The organism is candidate division KSB1 bacterium (assembly GCA_022562085.1).
Classification (GTDB): domain Bacteria; phylum Zhuqueibacterota; class Zhuqueibacteria; order Oceanimicrobiales; family Oceanimicrobiaceae; genus Oceanimicrobium.
Map to the genome: position 1 here is coordinate 1 of JADFPY010000058.1, position 17,793 is coordinate 17,793.

Annotated in this window: 19 protein-coding genes; all 19 read left to right on the forward strand. The window is 43.0% G+C overall.

What is annotated here, in order from left to right; translation table 11 throughout:
- The first annotated feature begins 104 nt into the window (after positions 1–104).
- Positions 105–1,046: a 4-hydroxythreonine-4-phosphate dehydrogenase PdxA gene (gene pdxA / locus IH879_07535; GenBank protein MCH7674788.1), complete on the forward strand. Its 942-nt coding sequence runs from the start codon at positions 105–107 to the stop codon at positions 1,044–1,046.
- Between the two features lie 13 nt (positions 1,047–1,059).
- Positions 1,060–1,776: a class I SAM-dependent methyltransferase gene (locus IH879_07540; protein ID MCH7674789.1), complete on the forward strand. Its 717-nt coding sequence runs from the start codon at positions 1,060–1,062 to the stop codon at positions 1,774–1,776.
- Positions 1,777–2,474: 698 nt separating this feature from the next.
- Positions 2,475–3,125: a cell division ATP-binding protein FtsE gene (gene ftsE / locus IH879_07545; GenBank protein ID MCH7674790.1), complete on the forward strand. Its 651-nt coding sequence runs from the start codon at positions 2,475–2,477 to the stop codon at positions 3,123–3,125.
- A complete protein-coding gene (locus IH879_07550; protein ID MCH7674791.1) occupies positions 3,122–3,985 on the forward strand; it encodes a hypothetical protein in 864 nt (287 codons plus the stop codon). Before ftsE ends, IH879_07550 begins: the two co-directional genes overlap by 4 nt.
- Before the next feature lie 136 nt (positions 3,986–4,121).
- Positions 4,122–5,159: a heat-inducible transcription repressor HrcA gene (hrcA, locus tag IH879_07555; protein ID MCH7674792.1), complete on the forward strand. Its 1,038-nt coding sequence runs from the start codon at positions 4,122–4,124 to the stop codon at positions 5,157–5,159.
- Between the two features lie 20 nt (positions 5,160–5,179).
- A complete protein-coding gene (grpE, locus tag IH879_07560) occupies positions 5,180–5,737 on the forward strand; it encodes a nucleotide exchange factor GrpE (protein ID MCH7674793.1) in 558 nt (185 codons plus the stop codon).
- Positions 5,738–5,808: 71 nt separating this feature from the next.
- Positions 5,809–6,939 carry a molecular chaperone DnaJ gene (gene dnaJ / locus IH879_07565; protein MCH7674794.1) on the forward strand — a complete coding sequence of 377 codons (1,131 nt, stop codon included), beginning with the start codon at positions 5,809–5,811 and terminating at the stop codon, positions 6,937–6,939.
- Between the two features lie 50 nt (positions 6,940–6,989).
- A complete protein-coding gene (locus tag IH879_07570; GenBank protein MCH7674795.1) occupies positions 6,990–7,475 on the forward strand; it encodes a helix-hairpin-helix domain-containing protein in 486 nt (161 codons plus the stop codon).
- An 18-nt stretch (positions 7,476–7,493) separates the two neighbouring features.
- Positions 7,494–8,387 (forward strand): hypothetical protein, encoded by an 894-nt coding sequence (locus IH879_07575; GenBank protein ID MCH7674796.1) that lies wholly within the window; start codon positions 7,494–7,496, stop codon positions 8,385–8,387.
- Positions 8,388–8,414: 27 nt separating this feature from the next.
- Entirely contained in the window at positions 8,415–9,377 is a 963-nt protein-coding gene (gene pilM, locus IH879_07580; protein ID MCH7674797.1) for a pilus assembly protein PilM, read from the forward strand.
- Positions 9,378–9,408: 31 nt separating this feature from the next.
- Positions 9,409–10,554, forward strand: a complete 1,146-nt coding sequence (locus tag IH879_07585; GenBank protein ID MCH7674798.1) for a hypothetical protein — start codon at positions 9,409–9,411, stop codon at positions 10,552–10,554.
- Between the two features lie 19 nt (positions 10,555–10,573).
- On the forward strand, positions 10,574–11,125 hold the full coding sequence (gene rsmD, locus IH879_07590) for a 16S rRNA (guanine(966)-N(2))-methyltransferase RsmD (protein MCH7674799.1): 552 nt from the start codon (positions 10,574–10,576) through the stop codon (positions 11,123–11,125).
- Complete coding sequence (gene coaD, locus IH879_07595; GenBank protein ID MCH7674800.1) at positions 11,118–11,612, forward strand: pantetheine-phosphate adenylyltransferase; 495 nt, start codon at positions 11,118–11,120, stop codon at positions 11,610–11,612. The genes rsmD and coaD overlap by 8 nt, the downstream gene beginning before the upstream one ends.
- Positions 11,613–11,631: 19 nt before the next feature.
- On the forward strand, positions 11,632–12,606 hold the full coding sequence (pta, locus tag IH879_07600; protein MCH7674801.1) for a phosphate acetyltransferase: 975 nt from the start codon (positions 11,632–11,634) through the stop codon (positions 12,604–12,606).
- A 409-nt stretch (positions 12,607–13,015) separates the two neighbouring features.
- Entirely contained in the window at positions 13,016–13,318 is a 303-nt protein-coding gene (locus tag IH879_07605; protein ID MCH7674802.1) for a hypothetical protein, read from the forward strand.
- Positions 13,315–13,578, forward strand: a complete 264-nt coding sequence (locus tag IH879_07610; GenBank protein ID MCH7674803.1) for a DUF5615 family PIN-like protein — start codon at positions 13,315–13,317, stop codon at positions 13,576–13,578. Before IH879_07605 ends, IH879_07610 begins: the two co-directional genes overlap by 4 nt.
- A gap of 137 nt (positions 13,579–13,715) precedes the next feature.
- Positions 13,716–14,909: a pyridoxal phosphate-dependent aminotransferase gene (locus IH879_07615; GenBank protein MCH7674804.1), complete on the forward strand. Its 1,194-nt coding sequence runs from the start codon at positions 13,716–13,718 to the stop codon at positions 14,907–14,909.
- A gap of 351 nt (positions 14,910–15,260) precedes the next feature.
- The gene (locus IH879_07620) at positions 15,261–16,382 is read left to right on the forward strand and encodes a tetratricopeptide repeat protein (GenBank protein ID MCH7674805.1); all 1,122 of its coding nucleotides are present in this window, start codon (positions 15,261–15,263) and stop codon (positions 16,380–16,382) included.
- 205 nt (positions 16,383–16,587) lie between these two features.
- Positions 16,588–17,793: hypothetical protein (locus IH879_07625; protein MCH7674806.1), on the forward strand; the 1,206-nt coding region annotated here is incomplete at its 3' end.

The following is a 17,793-nucleotide window of genomic DNA, read 5'->3' on the forward strand; positions in this document are numbered from 1 at the left end:
ATCTTTATCTTACGGGGTGAATCCGTGGCTATTGTTTTTTTATTTAAACCCCGTGGAGATTCTTCAATCCATGTGTATTAAAAAGTTCTTTTTTGTTTCCTAGAATGAGTACTAAACCCTGTATCGCAATCACAGTTGGAGACCCCAACGGCATCGGCCCGGAGGTCATCCGGAAAGCTCTTTCCAAAGAAGAAATTAGGGAGATCTGTCGGCCCCTTGTCATCGGGCCGTTGTCCCTGTTTAAACAGTTGGCTAAAAAAGGTCAGGTTTCAAGTCCGGAATTCAATGAAGAAATCAAACTTCGACCCGGCAGAGTCAACAAATCAGGCGGCATGATCGCCGGCAAGGCCCTGGAGATGGCTTTGAAATTGGCCTTAACAGGCGAGGCCCGGGCTGTGGTCACCGCGCCGATTTCGAAAGAAGCTTTAAATTTGGCGGGTTATCCTTACCCTGGCCATACGGAATTTTTTGCTGAAAACACGAGAGTTGAAGATGTGCTCATGATTTTGATGGGCAGCGGGTTCCGCGTTGGATTGGTCACGACCCATTGCGCTCTTTCAGAGGTTGCCCAACTTCTCAGTTCAGAAAGAATTTTGCGAAAATTGCGCATAGCGAATCAGGACTTGCAAGCGCGGTTTAAGATAAAAAGTCCCAAAATTGCCGTGGCGGCTTTAAATCCTCATGCTGGAGAAAACGGCATGTTTGGTCACGAGGAGCGTGAGATTATTACGCCGGCAATTGCAGCAGCGAGAAAATTGGGTTTGGATGTCAGCGGACCTTTTCCAGCCGACACCTTATTTGCCCGGGTCGATAAACAAAAATTTGATCTTTATCTGGCGATGTACCACGACCAGGGACTGATACCTTTAAAAATGAAAGCGTTTGGCAAAGGCGTCAATTATACCGCCGGCTTGCCTTTTATCCGTACCTCGCCGGATCACGGCACCGCTTTTGACATTGCCGGCAAAGGCATTGCGGATGCATCAAGTATGGAGGAGGCCATAAAACTTGCTGTCGAATTGGCGAAAAACAGCCGAGAAGGTTGACCCTTACTCGCAATTGGCTTATATTTACGACCATATCATGCGGCATGTGAATTACCGCTATTGGGCCAACCACCTCATCAAGCTCTTCAAGAAGGCCGATTTCCCGGTAAAAAATGTTCTCGATATTTCATGCGGCACCGCCAGCTTGCTCCTCGATCTGGCTGGGTTAGATTTAAAAGCTGCAGGCCTTGATGAGTCTGAAGACATGGTCAAAATGGCCAGAAAAAAAATTCGGAAAAAAGGCTTGAATCTGCCGGTCTGGTGCGGTTCCATGGTGGATTATAAAGTCAACCAGGAGTTTGACGCGGTGGTCAGCACGTATGATAGTATTAACTACTGCATGAACATTGAATCTTGCGCGGCAGTAGTTGAAAACACGGCCAATGCCCTGCGACCCGGCGGGCTGTTTATATTTGATATTTGCACGGAAAAAAATTCCCGCAAGTATTTTCAAAATCATACCGACCGGGAGGAAACGGAGGATTTCAGTTATATTCGCCAGTCCTCTTATTCGCGGGGTATTCAGGTCAACGAGTTTTTTATTTCATTGAACTCGAATTCTAACACAACTTATCACGAAATTCACAAGCAGAGAATCTACAAAATCAACGAAATCATGAGCATTATTCCATTGGATGTTTACGAAATTGTCGGAATTTACGACGGCTTTTCTTTGCGCCCGGGGAGCGAAAAGTCGGACCGGGTTTATTTTGTGTTGAGGAAGAATTGAATTTAGCGACGGGGAAATGAGAGTTTATATTGACACATCGGTTGTTGGTGGCTGTTTTGATGAAGAGTTTAATCAGGAAAGTATTGAACTGTTTGAAATGGCCAAAACAGGTAAGGTTCCCTCCTAATTTCAAATGTCTTGGCTGATGAATTGATGCATGCACCTGAGGTTGTTCAAAGGGTAGTTGCAGGTTTGCCGAAAAGTGCTTTCGAAATTGTAAGTGATGACGAAAGTTCAAGATACTTGTGCGACCTGTATCTTGAAGATGGTATTGTCGCGTGAAAGCCAAATTAACGACGCGCACCAGGTGCCAATTGCTACCATTTCTAAAGCAGATATGATTGTCAGTTGGAATTTAAGCATTTGTTCATTATGACAAAATGCGTTTTTTCAACGAAATAAACAAAAAGGCAGGTTATCCGTCTATCCAAATTTATTCGCCTTTGGAGGTCGTATAATGAAAAAAAACAAGAAAAATGATTGCGTGGAATTGAAAAACAGATTTCAGCAGACTCTTTTATGTTCAATACAAAAATTTGACTGATGAGGAAGGGGAAAGGCGTACTTTTACAAAATTAGCTGATTCAAATTCACCAATTGCACAGTTTTGGAAACAGGCTTCTTTGAAAGTTGCTGATGGGAGTCCGAGTCTAAAACTAAAAAGAAATGACTTTAGATCTTGGCGCTTGAATTAAAATATGCTAAAACTCCACAACCTAAAAATGCGCTACCCCAACGGCGATGGCTTAGACGGGGTTAACCTTGAGGTTCGGAATGGCGAGTTTGTCTATCTCGTCGGGCCGACCGGCGCCGGCAAGAGTTCGGTTTTGAAGATGATTTACATGGATGAGTTCCCCGACGAAGGGTATGTGCTGGTAGATGAATATAGCTCTCAGGATATCAGGGACAAGGAGATTCCGCATTTGCGGCGCAAGCTGGGCATCATTTTTCAGGATTTTAAACTGCTGGAGGACCGCGATGTTTTCGAGAATGTCGCCTTTGTTTTGCACGTAACCGGCGCCCGGACGAGAGATATCAAGAAAAAGACTTTGAGGGCCCTGGGGGAAGTCGGCTTAAGTCATAAAAGCCGTAAAATGCCGGATGAGCTTTCCGGGGGCGAACAGCAGCGGGTGGCGATTGCCCGGGCCATTGTCAACGAACCGTTTATTCTCCTGGCGGACGAACCGACCGGAAATTTAGATCCGAAAACAGCGGTGGAGATTTTGAACATTATTGACAAATTGAATGCGCGCGGTACGGCTGTTTTGATGGCCACTCACAATTACGAATTGGTAAATAACACGTCCAAAAGAATCGTTTCAATTAAAAATGGCAGGACATTAAATTGAGTCTATTTTTTGTTCTTCGCGAAGGGTTTGGCGGACTTCGGCGCTCGAGATTTTCCGGGTTTGTCGCGACCGCAACGGTCGCTATTTCTTTGATTCTGATTGGGATTTTTTTAATTATCACGGTCAACCTGGGGAAATTTGTGCAGTTTTTAAGAAGCCGGGTTGAGTTAGAAGTCTTCCTGGATGATTCCTTTGACGAGATAAAAATTCAGGATCTTACGGCTGAGATCAAACAAATGGCAGGCGTGGCCAACCTCACCTTTATTTCAAAGGAGATGGCCATTCGAGAATTCCAGAACTTGTTTAAAGAAAAGCAGAACGATTACTTCGAAACGTTGGGATATAATCCGCTGCCAGCCTCATTTCGAGTGAAATTACAGGATAATTATCGCACAGCTGCGGGCGCAGAAGTTGTGTTTAAAGCCCTCAGCTCCATGGAAGATATTCGGGAGGAAGATATTGTTTATACCCGGGAGTATCTGGTGATTTTGGAAAAGTATATCAAATTTGCCATTGCAATCGACTTTATTGTCGGCATTATTGTTTGTTTGAGCGCCCTTTTACTGGTCTCTAACAATATTCGGCTGATCATTCTGTCTAAAAATAAGATTATTGAAACGATGAAACTGGTCGGGGCGACGAATTTTTTTATCCGCACGCCCCTTTTTATCCAGGGAATTGCCCAGGGATTCCTCGGCGGCATTATTTCGGCATTATTTTTGTATACGTTGTTAAAGCTCGCTTCGATTGAGATTCCCGGTTTTATTTCAGTGGATTGGAGAATCTATCTGTTGCTAGCGAATTTAGGCATTTTACTGGGGTTTGCGGGAAGCTTTGCAGCCGTTCGGCGGTATCTATAGTCGAAATTTCACCACCGAGTTTTTGCTTGACAAGCTAAAGAAAAATCATTATCTTGCATCATTTATCACCAATCGGTAACGCCAATAATTTTTAAGAAGATATGCTTGTTTTTTATACGAATTATTGAAGAAAAATATGACAGCAACGGCATTAACTGAACGCGAAAGCTTAATCCTGAATTGTTTAGTCGAGAGTTACGTAGCCAGCGCAACGCCGGTGGGTTCCCGCTACCTTGCAAAAAAATATGATTTGGGAATCAGTCCGGCGACGATCAGAAACGTTATGAACGATCTGGAAGACCTGGGGTATTTGAGTCAGCCCCATGTTTCGGCTGGTCGAATTCCAACCGATAATGGGTATCGATTTTACGTTGACAGCCTGATGCTGATCAGGTCTCTGGCTAAAAGAGATCGCAATCTTATAGAAAAAAAATTACTCAAAGTTTCCGTTGATGTGACCGATATTTTAGCCTCGGCTTCTCAAGTTTTAGGTAAAATTTCTACACAATTGGGTGTAGTGCTTGAACCGCGATTTTATCAAGGTGTTTTCGAAAAAATGGAATTGGTGTCAATTTCCGGAAATAGAGTCCTGGCGGTTATTTCTATCAAGTCCGGCCTGGTTAAAACTATTATGATGGAAATCGAATCTGAAGTTTCGAGTGAACATTTGCACGAAGCAGCTCAGATCATAAATGAACGTTTGTCGGGCTTATCCCTGAAAGAAGTTAAAGAGACGATTGATGAACGACTGGCCGGAGTTTCAGCCCGAAACGACAGGTTGATACGTTTAATCGTAGAATCATCAAACAAGCTTTTTAATTTTGAAAACCAAAAAGAATTGCACTTGGGCGGAACCCATAATATTGTAGCCAATCCGGAGTTTCTTGATCAAGAATACGCTTCAAAAATTTTACAATTGCTGGAAAGTAAGCAAAGTATCCTGCATTTGTTAAGTGACAAGCAAGCTGCTAAAGTGTCGATTCGTATTGGAGATGAAAATCAGGAAAATGGGTTTACGGGATTTAGCGTCATCACTACACGTTACTACATTGGTAATGTCACCGGCACCCTTGGCGTGGTTGGACCCACTAGAATGCAATATGCCACAATAGTCCCGTTAGTCGATTTTATGGGAAAAGTATTAACCCGAACATTCCACACAAGTATGAGTTGAATTGTTAAGGAAGAAATAATATGACAGATGATGTCAAAAGCAAGGCGAATAATAAACAAACATCTAATGGTAAACAGACGCCAAAGCCGAAAGCAAAAAGCTCCGCCGGCTTAGCGAAACTGAAGAAGAGAGTCGAAGCCTTAGAAGTTGAAAAAAAAGAACTAAACGATCGGTTTCTCAGAAAGGTTGCGGAATTTGACAACTACAAGAAAAGAACGGAAACCGAATATTCACAACTGATTAAAAATGCAAGTGCTGACCTGATTGTGGATTTACTGCCTGTTTTGGATGATTTGGAAAGATCTTTAGCCTCTGTAGAGGACAAAGACAAAGCAGATAATTTTGAGCACCTTCATGAAGGTGTTGAGTTAATTTACAAAAACTTATCTAAAGTTTTAGAAAAAAGAGGCGTTAAACCCATTGAGTCTGTCGGCCAAAAGTTTGACCCTGAAAAGCATGATGCGCTCATGCAAATGGAGAGTGATCAGCCTTCCAATACAATTATCGACGAGCACTTGAAGGGATACGAGATGCACGATCGGGTTCTGCGTCACTCGCAGGTTTTGGTGAGCAAGTAATAAACAAGTATTAAAGGAATATTAATGGTGGGCTTTTGCACATCCATTAAAAAGGACACTTAATGGAAACTATGACAAAACGTGACTTCTATGAAATATTAGGTTTGAGCAAGGATGCAACGAATAACGAGGTAAAAAAAGCGTATCGAAAGCTGGCTATGGAATACCACCCGGACCGCAACCCTGGGAGCAAAGAAGCAGAACAGAAATTTAAAGAGGCTTCCGAGGCATATGAAGTTTTAAAAGATCCTCAAAAGCGTCAGCGATATGATCAATTTGGGCACAGCGGTCTAAAGGGCGGCTTTGGTGGATTCGAGGGCGGATTTGATTTTGACGTGGGTGACGCGCTCCGCACTTTCATGTCTGACTTCGGGTTCGGCGACATTTTTGGTATGGGTCGCAGCAACAGCCGAGGCAGCCGGCAACGGCAGGGCCGAGATCTCCAGTTGCAGCTTAAGCTTACGCTGGAAGAAATAGCCTCCGGGGTAGAAAAGAAAATAAAGTTGAAGAAAATGATCCTGTGCGATGTTTGTGATGGCCGCGGCGGCCAATCAACAACAACATGTCTGCAGTGTCAGGGATCCGGTGAAGTCCGTCAAGTAGCCCAGTCGATTTTAGGGCAGTTTGTGAACATCACGCCGTGTCCCAGGTGCCATGGAGGTGGTACAATTCTTAAAGATCCGTGCAATAGTTGCGGTGGTGAAGGACGAGTTCAGGGAGAACGCATCATTACCGTGGATATTCCTGCGGGAGTCTCATCCGGGAATTATATTACAGTGCGCGGCGAGGGTAATGCCGGGCCGAACGGCGGCCCTTCGGGAGATGCAATTATCATCATTGACGAAGCTGAGCACGAACATTTTGAACGGCATGGCGACGATATTTTATACCACCTGCCTCTAAGTTTTACTCAGGTTGCGTTGGGAGCTGATGTAGAAGTGCCAACACTTGATGGCAAATCTAAATTAAGTATTCAAGCCGGAATCCAGGCCAATAAAATTTTGAGAATGCGTGGTAAGGGCATTTCTCGTTTACGCGGCCACGGCAGAGGCGATCAGTTAGTCCGGATTGTGGTTTGGACGCCAACCAAATTATCTGCAGACGACAAAAAGCTTCTTCGGGAGTTGGCAAAGAGTGAGAATTTGGATCCTCCAAAAAATGATCGGAGTTTTTTAAGAAAGATTAAAGAAGCTATTTTTTAATAAGCTAAATGCTGGGATTCACCAAGCAGGAACAAGGTATTGTACTGTTCTTGATTTTTTCATTATTAGTCGGTGCCTCTGTTCAACTTTATGATCGATTCTATGACAAAACCTCAACGGTTAAAATAAATCAAGAATTTGTTGATGAATTTAATGCCAAATCCGAAAAAATCAATTCTCAACCACGTCTGGAGCCGGATCCGCCTCTTAAAAAAGATGAAGTAATCCGCGAAAACGGTGCACTCGCTTCTAAAGAGGCTCAGGTCAAAAAGAAAACAAACGTTCAGAGTATACCCGAAGACAATACAAATGAATTTGCACTGATAGATATAAATTTTGCAGGCGAGGAAGAGCTTCAACTCATTCCTCGGATTGGACCGGTTTTAGCACAAAGAATTATTCAATATCGACAAGAAAATGGACGGTTTGGCCGGCTTGAGGAACTGAAACAGGTTAAAGGAATTGGTAAGGCAACGTTTAAAAAAATTATACCTTATATATCAATAAATAAGATGGATCTGATTCAAAGTAATTAAAATCGAGAGGGAGGAGAAATGGCAGACGAAAAACCTAAGGGTTCTCTGATTTATGAAATACTAATTGTCCTGCTGGGCGTGTTATTGGTGGTTTCAATAATGTACCCCAAGAGATTAGGTGACAAAGAGGAAGTTAAAACCGAGCTGTGCCGCTTCAGGATGAGTGAGATTTTCAATGCCGAGCTGCAGTACCTGAAGTATAACAGAACCTTCAATGATACTTTTTCACTTGTAGTGAACTTTATAAGAACGGATTCTTCTTATGCAACTTATATGGATTCAGTGATTGCGGGTGGTCTTGATTCAATTATGACAAGATTGGATCAATTCCGGGAGATGGAAGAAGTGATTTTGGCTGACATCCCTTCAGCATCGGACACGGTCATGATCGATTCCTTAGTTGATCTGCAGGTTGCTTTGAAACGTAAGACGAGGGGCCTTGCCGCGTTTGTAGAATTTGTTCATGATCGCATGAAGAATCTCCCTAATACCCCAATCGAGGAAATGAAAGAAGTATATAAAATAGTCGATTCAAAACAATTTACCCTGGATATGGACATTGTCAGAAATATGGTTGAGAGTGGAAAACTGGAAGACGCTGAGAAAGCGGCAAACGACGTAATCAATCGATTTAACTTGGTGAAAGCCGGCTTTCAATCTGTTTTAAATCACCTTCCCGAGCACAACGGAAGCGGGTTAGACTCGTTGTTTCATTGTCCAACAGTTCATAAGGAATATGTTTTAGTTCATACTGATACGTCGGTTATCAAGTACTTAGACATCTTTTGCCCGCTAGACAGCACGGATATTGAAATCGTTGAAAGCAGTTTCATGAAATCGACAATTGGCGGGTTGGATCTTGTAAATCACGGTAAAATTGAAAAGGGTGAGAATAGCTGGGAGTCGCGCTGATAACCGCCTGGTTTAGTGGAGATTGATATGGCCGAGGGTGAACATGCTGAAATCTTAGGGATTAGCTTGATCGATGATCAACTAAGGATAGTAGAAGGCAGAAGAAGCGCCAATGAGTTTAATATTACCCAACTGGCCCAGGGGCGTACTCGGCACCCGTTTGACTTTGAGGTTTTTGCTGATAAAAATATGCCTCGCCGGTTTGCCGAGGATATCACCCGTCTCTACGAAACTCGGGATTTTCAAATGAAGCAGGCGGCTTTTTCTTTGGACTCGCAGATGGTCCTTATTAAGAAATTGCCGGTTGACAATAAATTGGCCGCCGAAAAAATTGAACCTCAGGTAAACTGGGAAGTCGAACAATTTGCCATTTCGCCAATTAGCGAATACATTATAGATTATGAGCCGCTCGGATCAAACGGAACGGCTGCAAATCAGGATATGCTTGTTGTTATCGTGCGAAAAAAAATTATAGAATTCTTAAAACAAATCTTCAAAAACACTGATTTGCAGCTAAAAGTAATTGATGTTGATATTTTTTCGGCACACAGAGCTTTGCAGCTTAATTACGATTACAATAATGTTGAAAAGATTGGTCTTATTGATGTGGGTGAAAGAAAAATTCACTTTTCCATTCTAAAGGAAAGAAAGTACTTCTTATCCCAAGACGTTACCTTCCCTGCGATAGATAAGAATCAGGAAAGCCGATTAGATTCTACGACTCGTCTTATCTCAAAAGAATTGCGGAGAATCCTTCTTGACCATCAGTTGGGGAAAAAAGTTGAAGATTTGAATGAAATATTTCTATATGGTGAGTCTGTTGAAGATGCTGTCTTAGAGGAGTTGCAAAATAACCATGATGTTCGAATTGAGCGTGCAGATCCTTTTAAAAAAATAAAGCTTATGGCAAAAGCCAAAGAGAATATTGGCGAGGCTCGGACTGAGCCTTATATGATTTCAGTGGGCGCAGCCCTGAGAGGTATTCAATAATCCATATATTTACTAATTATGGAGTGGAAAAATGGTTGATATAAATTTAATTGGTGATGACAAGACCGGGGAAACTGAAGATACAGGACATACAGATCGAATCGAGGATTTCACTCAAACCTCCAGCATGGATACGCAGGAATTAGCGTTTGAGGAAAGTACCGAAACTTTCGATACCACAAAAACCGCCGCATTTGCACAGCGGAGAAGTTATTCTTCATTAATATCAACCGTGATCATTTTGTTGGTGATCGTGCTGGCAGGTTGGGGAATCTACTTCTTCATGTTCAAGGATAAAGGCGATACCCAACAAGCCGGGTTTACGCTGCCCCAGGATTCCGGAAGTTTTGTGGAAAATATGCCGGCGGATGAAAATAACACTTTGGATTTCTCGGCGGGTGAGAAGACCGATAGCGGAACTGATATAGACCCGGAATTCCAGCAATTTGAGCAACAGCCAGAACCTGTATTTGTACAGGAACCGGTACGGCAGCTTGAGCCAAAGCCGCAGCCCCAAAGACAAGTTGTCGATAGTCCTCCTGCGAGGACGCCAACTGTGGCCTTGACGCCGGTGGCTTCACAATTTTTACTGAACTCAAGAAATGCAGTTCAAGGCGTCACAAACATTCTTTCATCGGTTCCGCCTAATTTAAGTATCACGCTGCTTTCTTACACAGCTCAAATAGTCAGGATAGAAGTAGTGGCCGGTTCGGCCTCTGAAGCTCGAGATTATGCCAATGTGCTTAATCAAAATTTTGGCTCTGGTAACTTTTCCGTGGTTTCTGAAAGCCAGGTCGCCGCTAACGGCAGAGGGCTTGAGAAGGTTCTGATTACCGGAACCATGAGTGGAAGTGCGGGAGGTTCCAACGATGGGGCTCAATTTCTGAGCCTGTCTCAGGCCCAGAATTGGATCAAGCAAACAGCTGGACAGTTTGGGCTGGATTTGCGACAAGTTCAGACGCACCAGGGGAGTTATGTTACCGACTTTCAAAGAACGCCGATAATGCTGCGTGTCTATGGCAGCCAGTCGTCGCTGGTCGGTTTTTTGGGAGAAATTTCTGCGCAGAGTATCAATGTTGAGTTGACCAAGCTGCTTTTGGTTTCACCGGATATGGTTTCTCATAGTGATGAAAACCTTGTGCTTATTATAAACATGTTTTTATACGAGCCGACCTAAGTTCGCCGAAAATCCTGCAATGAGGATAATCGCCGGTACTAAAAGAGGGATCCGTTTAACTTCCTTTAAAAACAACAGCGTTAGACCGACCACTGATCGCACAAAGGAAGTGATTTTCAATGTTTTAAGAAATCACATCGAGGGCAGCCTTGTTCTCGACATTTTTTCCGGAACTGGAAGTTTAGGAATCGAAGCCTTGAGCCGTGGGGCGGCCAAGGCTGTTTTTATTGATAATGACAGAAATGCACAAAAAATTCTGCAAGATAATTTAGGCAAGTCAGATTTTTGTGAGTTCAGTGAATTAATTAACCTGCCTGCGAAGCACGGACTAAAAAAATTATCAAACGCTAATCAAAAGTTCGATTTGATTTTCGCAGATCCGCCATATAAAGGAGATTTGGCTAAAGAAGCAATCCAGCTAATTGAATACTATGATCTTCTTGGTTCAGACGGCTGGCTAACGATTGAACATAGTGACAAAACTAATTTAGTAAAAGTCTCAGAAAAATATACCTTGCAATCGCTAAGAAGGCAAGGCGACACCCAACTTTCTTTCTATCAAAATGTCTAATGTCGGAAAGCTCGCGATCTATCCCGGCACCTTTGATCCCATCACCAATGGCCATCTGGATATAATTCAACGCGCAGTTAATTTGTTTGACAGAGTTATTGTCGGAGTTACAACCAATCCGGCAAAGACGCCGTTATTCAGCGCCGGTGAACGCGCTGATATGATTCAAAAGTCCGTTTCGAATATGGCAAGTGTTGAGGTTGAACATTTTGACGGTCTTTTAATGGATTACGCCAAAAAGAAAGCGGCAAATGTGGTTGTAAGAGGACTCCGGGCCATCACGGATTTTGAATTTGAGTTTCAGATGGCGCTGGTAAACCGCAGGCTGGCTGAACATATCGTCACTGTTTTTTTAATGCCAAATGAGAAGTACACTTATTTGAATTCTACAATCGTGAAAGAAGTGGCAAAGTTTGGCGGTGATGTGGGCTCTTTTGTGTCAAAAGATGTTGATGAGCGTCTGAGAAAGAAGTTCAATCACTCATGAAGCGTGTTCCACCTGCGTTATGAACTTCATAAATGAGATTCGAGGCAGAGCAAAAAAAACAAACAAAAAGATTGTCTTTCCTGAGGGTTCGCAAGCTCGAGTTCTCAAAGCGGCTGAATTTCTGACTCAAAATGAGATTTTAAGATGTGTGATCTTAGGAAATGAAGAGAAAATAAAACAGATTGCCTCCGAGAAGAATCTCATTTTGGCCGGCCTGGAGATTATCGACCCTTTAAAATCGCATCATTTTAAAAAATATTCTGAAGTCTACTTTAATCTCCGAAAAGAAAAAGGGGTAACGCCAGAGCAAAGCCGGGAAACAATCGGCTCCCTACTTTATTTCGCAGCGATGATGGTACGCACCGGGGAATGTTCTGGTACCGTTGCCGGAAGTGTTTATACGACCGGAGATGTTTTAAGAGCGGCGATTCAGGTTATCGGCATCGCTGAGGATATTTCACTGGTCTCAAGCACTTTTGAAATGGTTTTGCAAGACGGTACAGTTCTAACTTATGCAGACTGCGCCGTAGTTCCTCAGCCGGATTCAGCGCAGTTGGCAGATATTGCCATTTCATCGGCACAGACACACCGCGAGCTAACCGGAGAGGAACCGGTGGTGGCGCTTTTGTCTTATTCAACTAAGGGAACCGCCAAACACGAGATGATCGAAAAAGTTCAGAATGCTCTAGAGATTGCGAAGACCAAAGCACCGTACCTGAAAATAGACGGCGAGTTGCAGGCAGATGCTGCGCTTGTGGAATCAATCGCAAAAAGAAAATCGCCGCACAGCGTCGTTGCCGGGCAGGCGAATGTTTTGGTTTTCCCGGATTTGAACGCTGGGAATATCGCGTATAAATTAACTGAGCGGTTGGCAGGCGCTCAAGCGATCGGGCCGATTTTACAGGGGTTGGCAAAACCGGCCAACGATCTTTCCCGCGGATGCAGTTGGAACGATATCGTAGATGTAGCGTGTATTTGTGCGGTGAAGAATTAGTGCGAGCATTAAAATTGCTAGGAGGATATCATGAATTACATCGGTAGGGGTATATATTCCAATTTTCAGACGTTCATAAACTTACCGGCTTGCCAACCTCAAAGCATCCGACGCTGGATAAATGGATATGATTACACCTAATAAGGATAAAAAAAAGCACGCCCGAAAACTGTGGAATCTGGACTTTGATCCGCTTGATGACATGGTTGATTTAAAGTTTCAAAGATTTGATCGAAATTAATTTTGTACAAGCATTTAAGGAGATGGGCTTAAGTTTGAAAACGATTCGAATGGCCCTAATTTACGCGCAAGAAAAATTTGGTATAGAGCATGCTTTTGGCTCAAAGCAATTTCTTACGGATGGAAGGAAAAAAAAATAGAAATTCAAAATGAAACGGGAGAGCCACTTTTGGAAGAACTCTTTAAGGGCCAACTTGTTTTCAGACAAATTATTTCACCTTTTTTGAAACAACTTGATTTTGAAAACAACTCTTTAAAGAGATGGTGGCCACTAACTAAAGCAAAGCAAATCGTTCTCGATCCTGAGAGAAATTTTGGTCAACCGATTGTTGAGAAAGAAGGAATTCTCACTGAAGTTTTAGTTAAAGCTTACGAAATAAATGGTTCCTATAAAATTGTCTCGGATTGGTATAATGTCTCCGAGGAATCGGTTAAAGAAGCGGTTGAATTTGAATATCATTTAGCCGCATGAAGTTCTTCTGTGATAATAACATTTCTCACAGAATCGCAAAAGCTCTCTTTATACTGGCGCAACCAACTGAAGTCATTCATTTGACTGACAAATTCCCTACGAACACTCCTGACGAAGAATGGATTTTTAAGATGAAGCAAGAGGGCTATGTAATAATATCTGGCGATTCAAAAATTGCCAAAAGACCTCATCAAAAAAAAGCACTAATTGATTCTAAATTGACGGTGTTTTTCCTAGCAAAAGGGCTGGATGAGACTTAACTTTTGGAAAACAAGCTTCGGGTTTAGTTAGAGTATTTCCTGAGGTTATGCGACTATCAAAAGAGAATCCAAGTAGAAGTATTTTCGAAATCACTAAAGGTGGCCAAATTATCCAGAAATAAAAGGAAATTAGCTTGATCTCTTTCGCACAAAGAAGTCAAAAAGTTCAGGCGTCACAGACAATGGCCATTAGCGCCTTAGTCGATTCACTTCGCCGCGAAGGCAAGGATATTTTAGATTTGGGTGCGGGCGAGCCCGATTTCGACACCCCGGATGTGATAAAAGAAGCGGGCATTAGAGCCATTCAGGAAGGTTTCACGAAGTATACGCCTGCGTCCGGAACGCTCGAATTAAAAAAGGCAATTTGTGAGAAAATCAAGACTGGCTACGGAATTGAATATTCGCCTCCTCAAATTCTGGTCACCTGTGGCGCCAAGCACGCCGTCGTTAATGTACTCTTAGCCCTTTGCGAGCAAGGCGATGAAGTCATCATTCCGGCGCCTTACTGGACCAGCTATCCCGAGCAAGTAAGATTTGTAGATGCAACTCCAGTGATTCTCGAAACCGACGAAAGCACCGATTTCAAAATAAGTCCGAAACAGCTTGAAGACGCAGTGAACCCAAACACCAAATTACTAATTCTGAACAGTCCAAGTAATCCGACCGGCTCGATTTACTCTCGGTCTGAACTTTCCGGCTTAGCAGAAGTAATTAAGAAGCACAAATTCCATGTTTTATCCGATGAAATTTATGATAAAATAATTTACGATGGTTTAAATCACGTGAGTTTAGCGGCGTTTACGGAATTACGAGATCGGGTGATTTTGGTCAATGGCGTCTCAAAATCATACGCCATGACCGGCTGGCGGATCGGGTACATGGCTGGTAATAGTGAGCTTATCAAAGCCGCAGCTAAGATTCAGAGTCACACGACTTCGAATCCATGTTCGATTTCACAACAGGCAAGTATCGCAGCCTTGCAGGCGGATGACGCCATCGTGGCCGAAATGGTGCGTGCTTTCGATCGCCGGCGTAAATATCTGGCAGAGCAATTGACTGCCATTCCGAAGATCAAATGTAATTTGCCGCAGGGCGCTTTTTATGTGTTTCCGAATGTTTCCGGTTATTTTGGTTGTAAATATAATGGCAAGACAATTGAAAATTCGATGGACTTTTGTTCTTTTCTTTTACAGGAAGCCGGAGTCGCGTTTGTTCCAGGCGAAGCTTTTGGCTCAAGCAGAAATGTCCGGATTTCATATGCCACCTCAATGGAAAATCTTCGAGAAACAATTTCGCGGCTTAGGCGTGCTTTAGTATCAATTGAGAAATAAAAATCACTTTTCGTTTCGATGAAAGATCGTTTTACGCTGAGAGTGTATCGTGCAATTACGCTAATTTATCCAACGAGGTACTAGTGCAATCACTTTCATAATTTTGAAGAGTCGAAGAAATCAGGGATAGGATATCAGGGAATCCAGCCCAGCAGGTCTGATGAGCTTCCCCAGGTGTTAGGCGAAATTTCTAACAAAAAATTCACTTAAAAATCTAGATTTGAATTTCATATTCTGTATCGTTAAGACGATAACTTTTCAAGGGTTATATTTGATAATTTTAGAAATGTATGAAACACCCTCAGCATATCCATAACACATTTTCTTCTAACAAACATCAGAGTTGAGATCATGGAGAATTTAGGCTTAAACAATGACGTTTTGGTTGGCGAACGAAAGTTTCATGTCCAAACCAATTTTTCCGACACAAAGAAAATGATTGTCTCAAATGTTTTTTATGAGGGACAGGTCATCGATTCAAAGGAAGTTCCGGCAATGAATGGGATCTCGGATATTGAGATCAAGAACCGCATGCACGAAGTGCACCAGGAGTTAATTACGGATCTGGAAGTTCTCTATTACATTAGTGAAAAAGTGAAAAGTGTCAGGCATGCACCTTCCGCAAATAAGTTAGGACTTTTGTTTTTGCAAAAGAGCTTATTCAAAGAAGCAATTGCTCAATTCAACCTGGCTTTGGAAATTCAGCCGGACTCCCCGGAAGTTTACTGCAACCTGGGGAAGACACATCTGATCGCCGGGGACTACAACGAGGCGATAGCGATTCTTGAAAACGGCGCAAAGCATGCCCCGCAGTTTGCAGATATTCAGAATTATTTAGGCGTCGCCCATTTGCACACCCGGAATTTACCCAAAGCGATTAATCATCTGGAAGAGGCCCTGAAGCTGAATCCGAATTACATTGGAGTGCACTACCACCTGGGCATTGCTCTTCTGGCGCAGTCTTTGAATCAAAATGGTCAGGATGAGTCCTCGGGTGACTTGTGCGTGCAAGCTCAGGAGCATCTCGATGTTGCTGCCGAGCGGATGGTAAATCAAAATATCCCCAATTTTAATAAAGTTGTTGAGCTGGTCAAAAATCAATCCTACAAAGAAGCCGTCGAAGAATTTTTAGAATGTAAGCCGAAAGAGGTCTTGACCCAATTTCTGAATGTGGAAAATGAATTCTACTTAAAGTTCATGTATGGCGGTAAAGGGAAGGATGATTCATTCATTGCAGACTATGTGACAAAGCTGCAGGATCTAATTGCTGAATATCCAAACTATGCTGATCTTAGAAACAGCCTGGGCGCGACCAACTTAATTCAATGCCGGAACCTGTTTCTAAAGTCTCTCGACGAATTCCGGGCCGCCTTAAAAATAAATCCTAACTTTCGGAAAGCGGAAAAGAACTTGAAATTGGCGGAAAATGATGGCAAAGGATTCTTAATTCTTTTACGAGCAATTCTCAAGTAGTGTAAATTTTTTTCTGCGGTAAGTTACTTTTTTTTAAGCAAACTGTGGTATGATGTTTGCTAATTATTCAAAGTTCTTTCCAAAAGAGCTTGAAAAATAGAAGATTGTAATATCCTGAGACAATTTTAAGAATCTTAGCTTAATTACCTTTAAGATCATTGTTTATGCCTGATAATAACATCTAAGGAAGAATACGCACTCCTTTATGAAGCGCCTTCTCAAAAAAACTTTTACTTTAGCATATTCTATAATTTTAGCCAGTGCTGTATTGGCCAGGGCCGGTACAATAACCAGTGCTGATTTGACTGCCGGAGCTACAGGTAATTACACATTTGAGTTTACTCTCGGGGCCACGGATGTTCTGGCCAATAATGAACAGATTGATATTGCCTTTCCAGCCGGGTTTGATGTTTCCAGTGTTTCAAGTATTTCCTCCACAAATATCGATGGCGGTTTTACTGTTTCTGTTCTAGGTCAAATCATTACGATTACACGCGACGGAACCGGGACCCCCATATCGAATGGTACTTTTGACATTACATTTGGGCCGGTTACAAATATCACATCAATTGGCAACCAGACTATCACATTTGCAGCCACACCCAGCGGCTTTAACGATAGTGCGGCTGTTACTATCGTAGCGGATTCTCCGTCGAGCATTGCCGTGAGTGCAGGTGATTCTCAGAGTGCCACGGTAAACACGGCTTTTAGCACAAACTTGGCAGCGATAGTCGAGGATCAGTTTGGCAACCCCATCAATGGCGCTTCGGTGATTTTTACGGCTCCCTCAAGTGGTGCGAGTGGCACGTTTTCCGGGAGTGGCACAAACACCGAGACGGTTTTGACGAATTCAAGCGGAGTAGCGACGGCGTCTGTATTTACAGCAAACACGATAGCCGGAGGGCCTTATACGGTGAATGGGACCGTATCCGGGGTAGGAACACCAGCTACATTTTCGCTAATGAATACCGCGAATGTCATATTCAGCTATGATTTGAGTGTTCCGGGTGGAGATCCTGTGGTTGGCCCTGGAATTCCTTTACAGGTATCAAATGCCGTGGACAGTTTTGGAAACCCGACTTCCGGTAGCGTAACAGTTAGTTTTACAGATGGGCAATCCCATCAAGTACCAAATGGTGAATCACCGGTATTGCGCAATATCCCTGTTACAGGCGGATCTGGCAGTACAAACCAGGATTTGTTCTTAGCCGAGACCGGCTTGCAGTTGCATGGCACAAGCAATTCGAGTGTAGAAGAAGATACACCCCAGTTCAATATGAACGCCGGAGATATTGAGAATTTCACATTAAGCGACCCTGGAGAGCAAACAGCCGGATCATCATTTACTCTGTCAGTATCGAATGCACGCGATGGATTTAACAATCCAGCCGATGGCACAGTCGCCCTAAGT

What these genes read in the sequence shown, in the direction of transcription:
- pdxA (MCH7674788.1), top strand. Translation starts at nt 105, where the DNA reads ATGAGTACTAAACCCTGTATCGCAATCACAGTTGGAGACCCCAACGGC.
- ftsE (MCH7674790.1), top strand. Translation starts at nt 2,475, where the DNA reads ATGCTAAAACTCCACAACCTAAAAATGCGCTACCCCAACGGCGATGGC.
- hrcA (MCH7674792.1), top strand. Translation starts at nt 4,122, where the DNA reads ATGACAGCAACGGCATTAACTGAACGCGAAAGCTTAATCCTGAATTGT.
- grpE (MCH7674793.1), top strand. Translation starts at nt 5,180, where the DNA reads ATGACAGATGATGTCAAAAGCAAGGCGAATAATAAACAAACATCTAAT.
- dnaJ (MCH7674794.1), top strand. Translation starts at nt 5,809, where the DNA reads ATGACAAAACGTGACTTCTATGAAATATTAGGTTTGAGCAAGGATGCA.
- IH879_07575 (MCH7674796.1), top strand. Translation starts at nt 7,494, where the DNA reads ATGGCAGACGAAAAACCTAAGGGTTCTCTGATTTATGAAATACTAATT.
- pilM (MCH7674797.1), top strand. Translation starts at nt 8,415, where the DNA reads ATGGCCGAGGGTGAACATGCTGAAATCTTAGGGATTAGCTTGATCGAT.
- IH879_07585 (MCH7674798.1), top strand. Translation starts at nt 9,409, where the DNA reads ATGGTTGATATAAATTTAATTGGTGATGACAAGACCGGGGAAACTGAA.
- rsmD (MCH7674799.1), top strand. Translation starts at nt 10,574, where the DNA reads ATGAGGATAATCGCCGGTACTAAAAGAGGGATCCGTTTAACTTCCTTT.
- coaD (MCH7674800.1), top strand. Translation starts at nt 11,118, where the DNA reads ATGTCTAATGTCGGAAAGCTCGCGATCTATCCCGGCACCTTTGATCCC.
- pta (MCH7674801.1), top strand. Translation starts at nt 11,632, where the DNA reads ATGAACTTCATAAATGAGATTCGAGGCAGAGCAAAAAAAACAAACAAA.
- IH879_07610 (MCH7674803.1), top strand. Translation starts at nt 13,315, where the DNA reads ATGAAGTTCTTCTGTGATAATAACATTTCTCACAGAATCGCAAAAGCT.
- IH879_07620 (MCH7674805.1), top strand. Translation starts at nt 15,261, where the DNA reads ATGGAGAATTTAGGCTTAAACAATGACGTTTTGGTTGGCGAACGAAAG.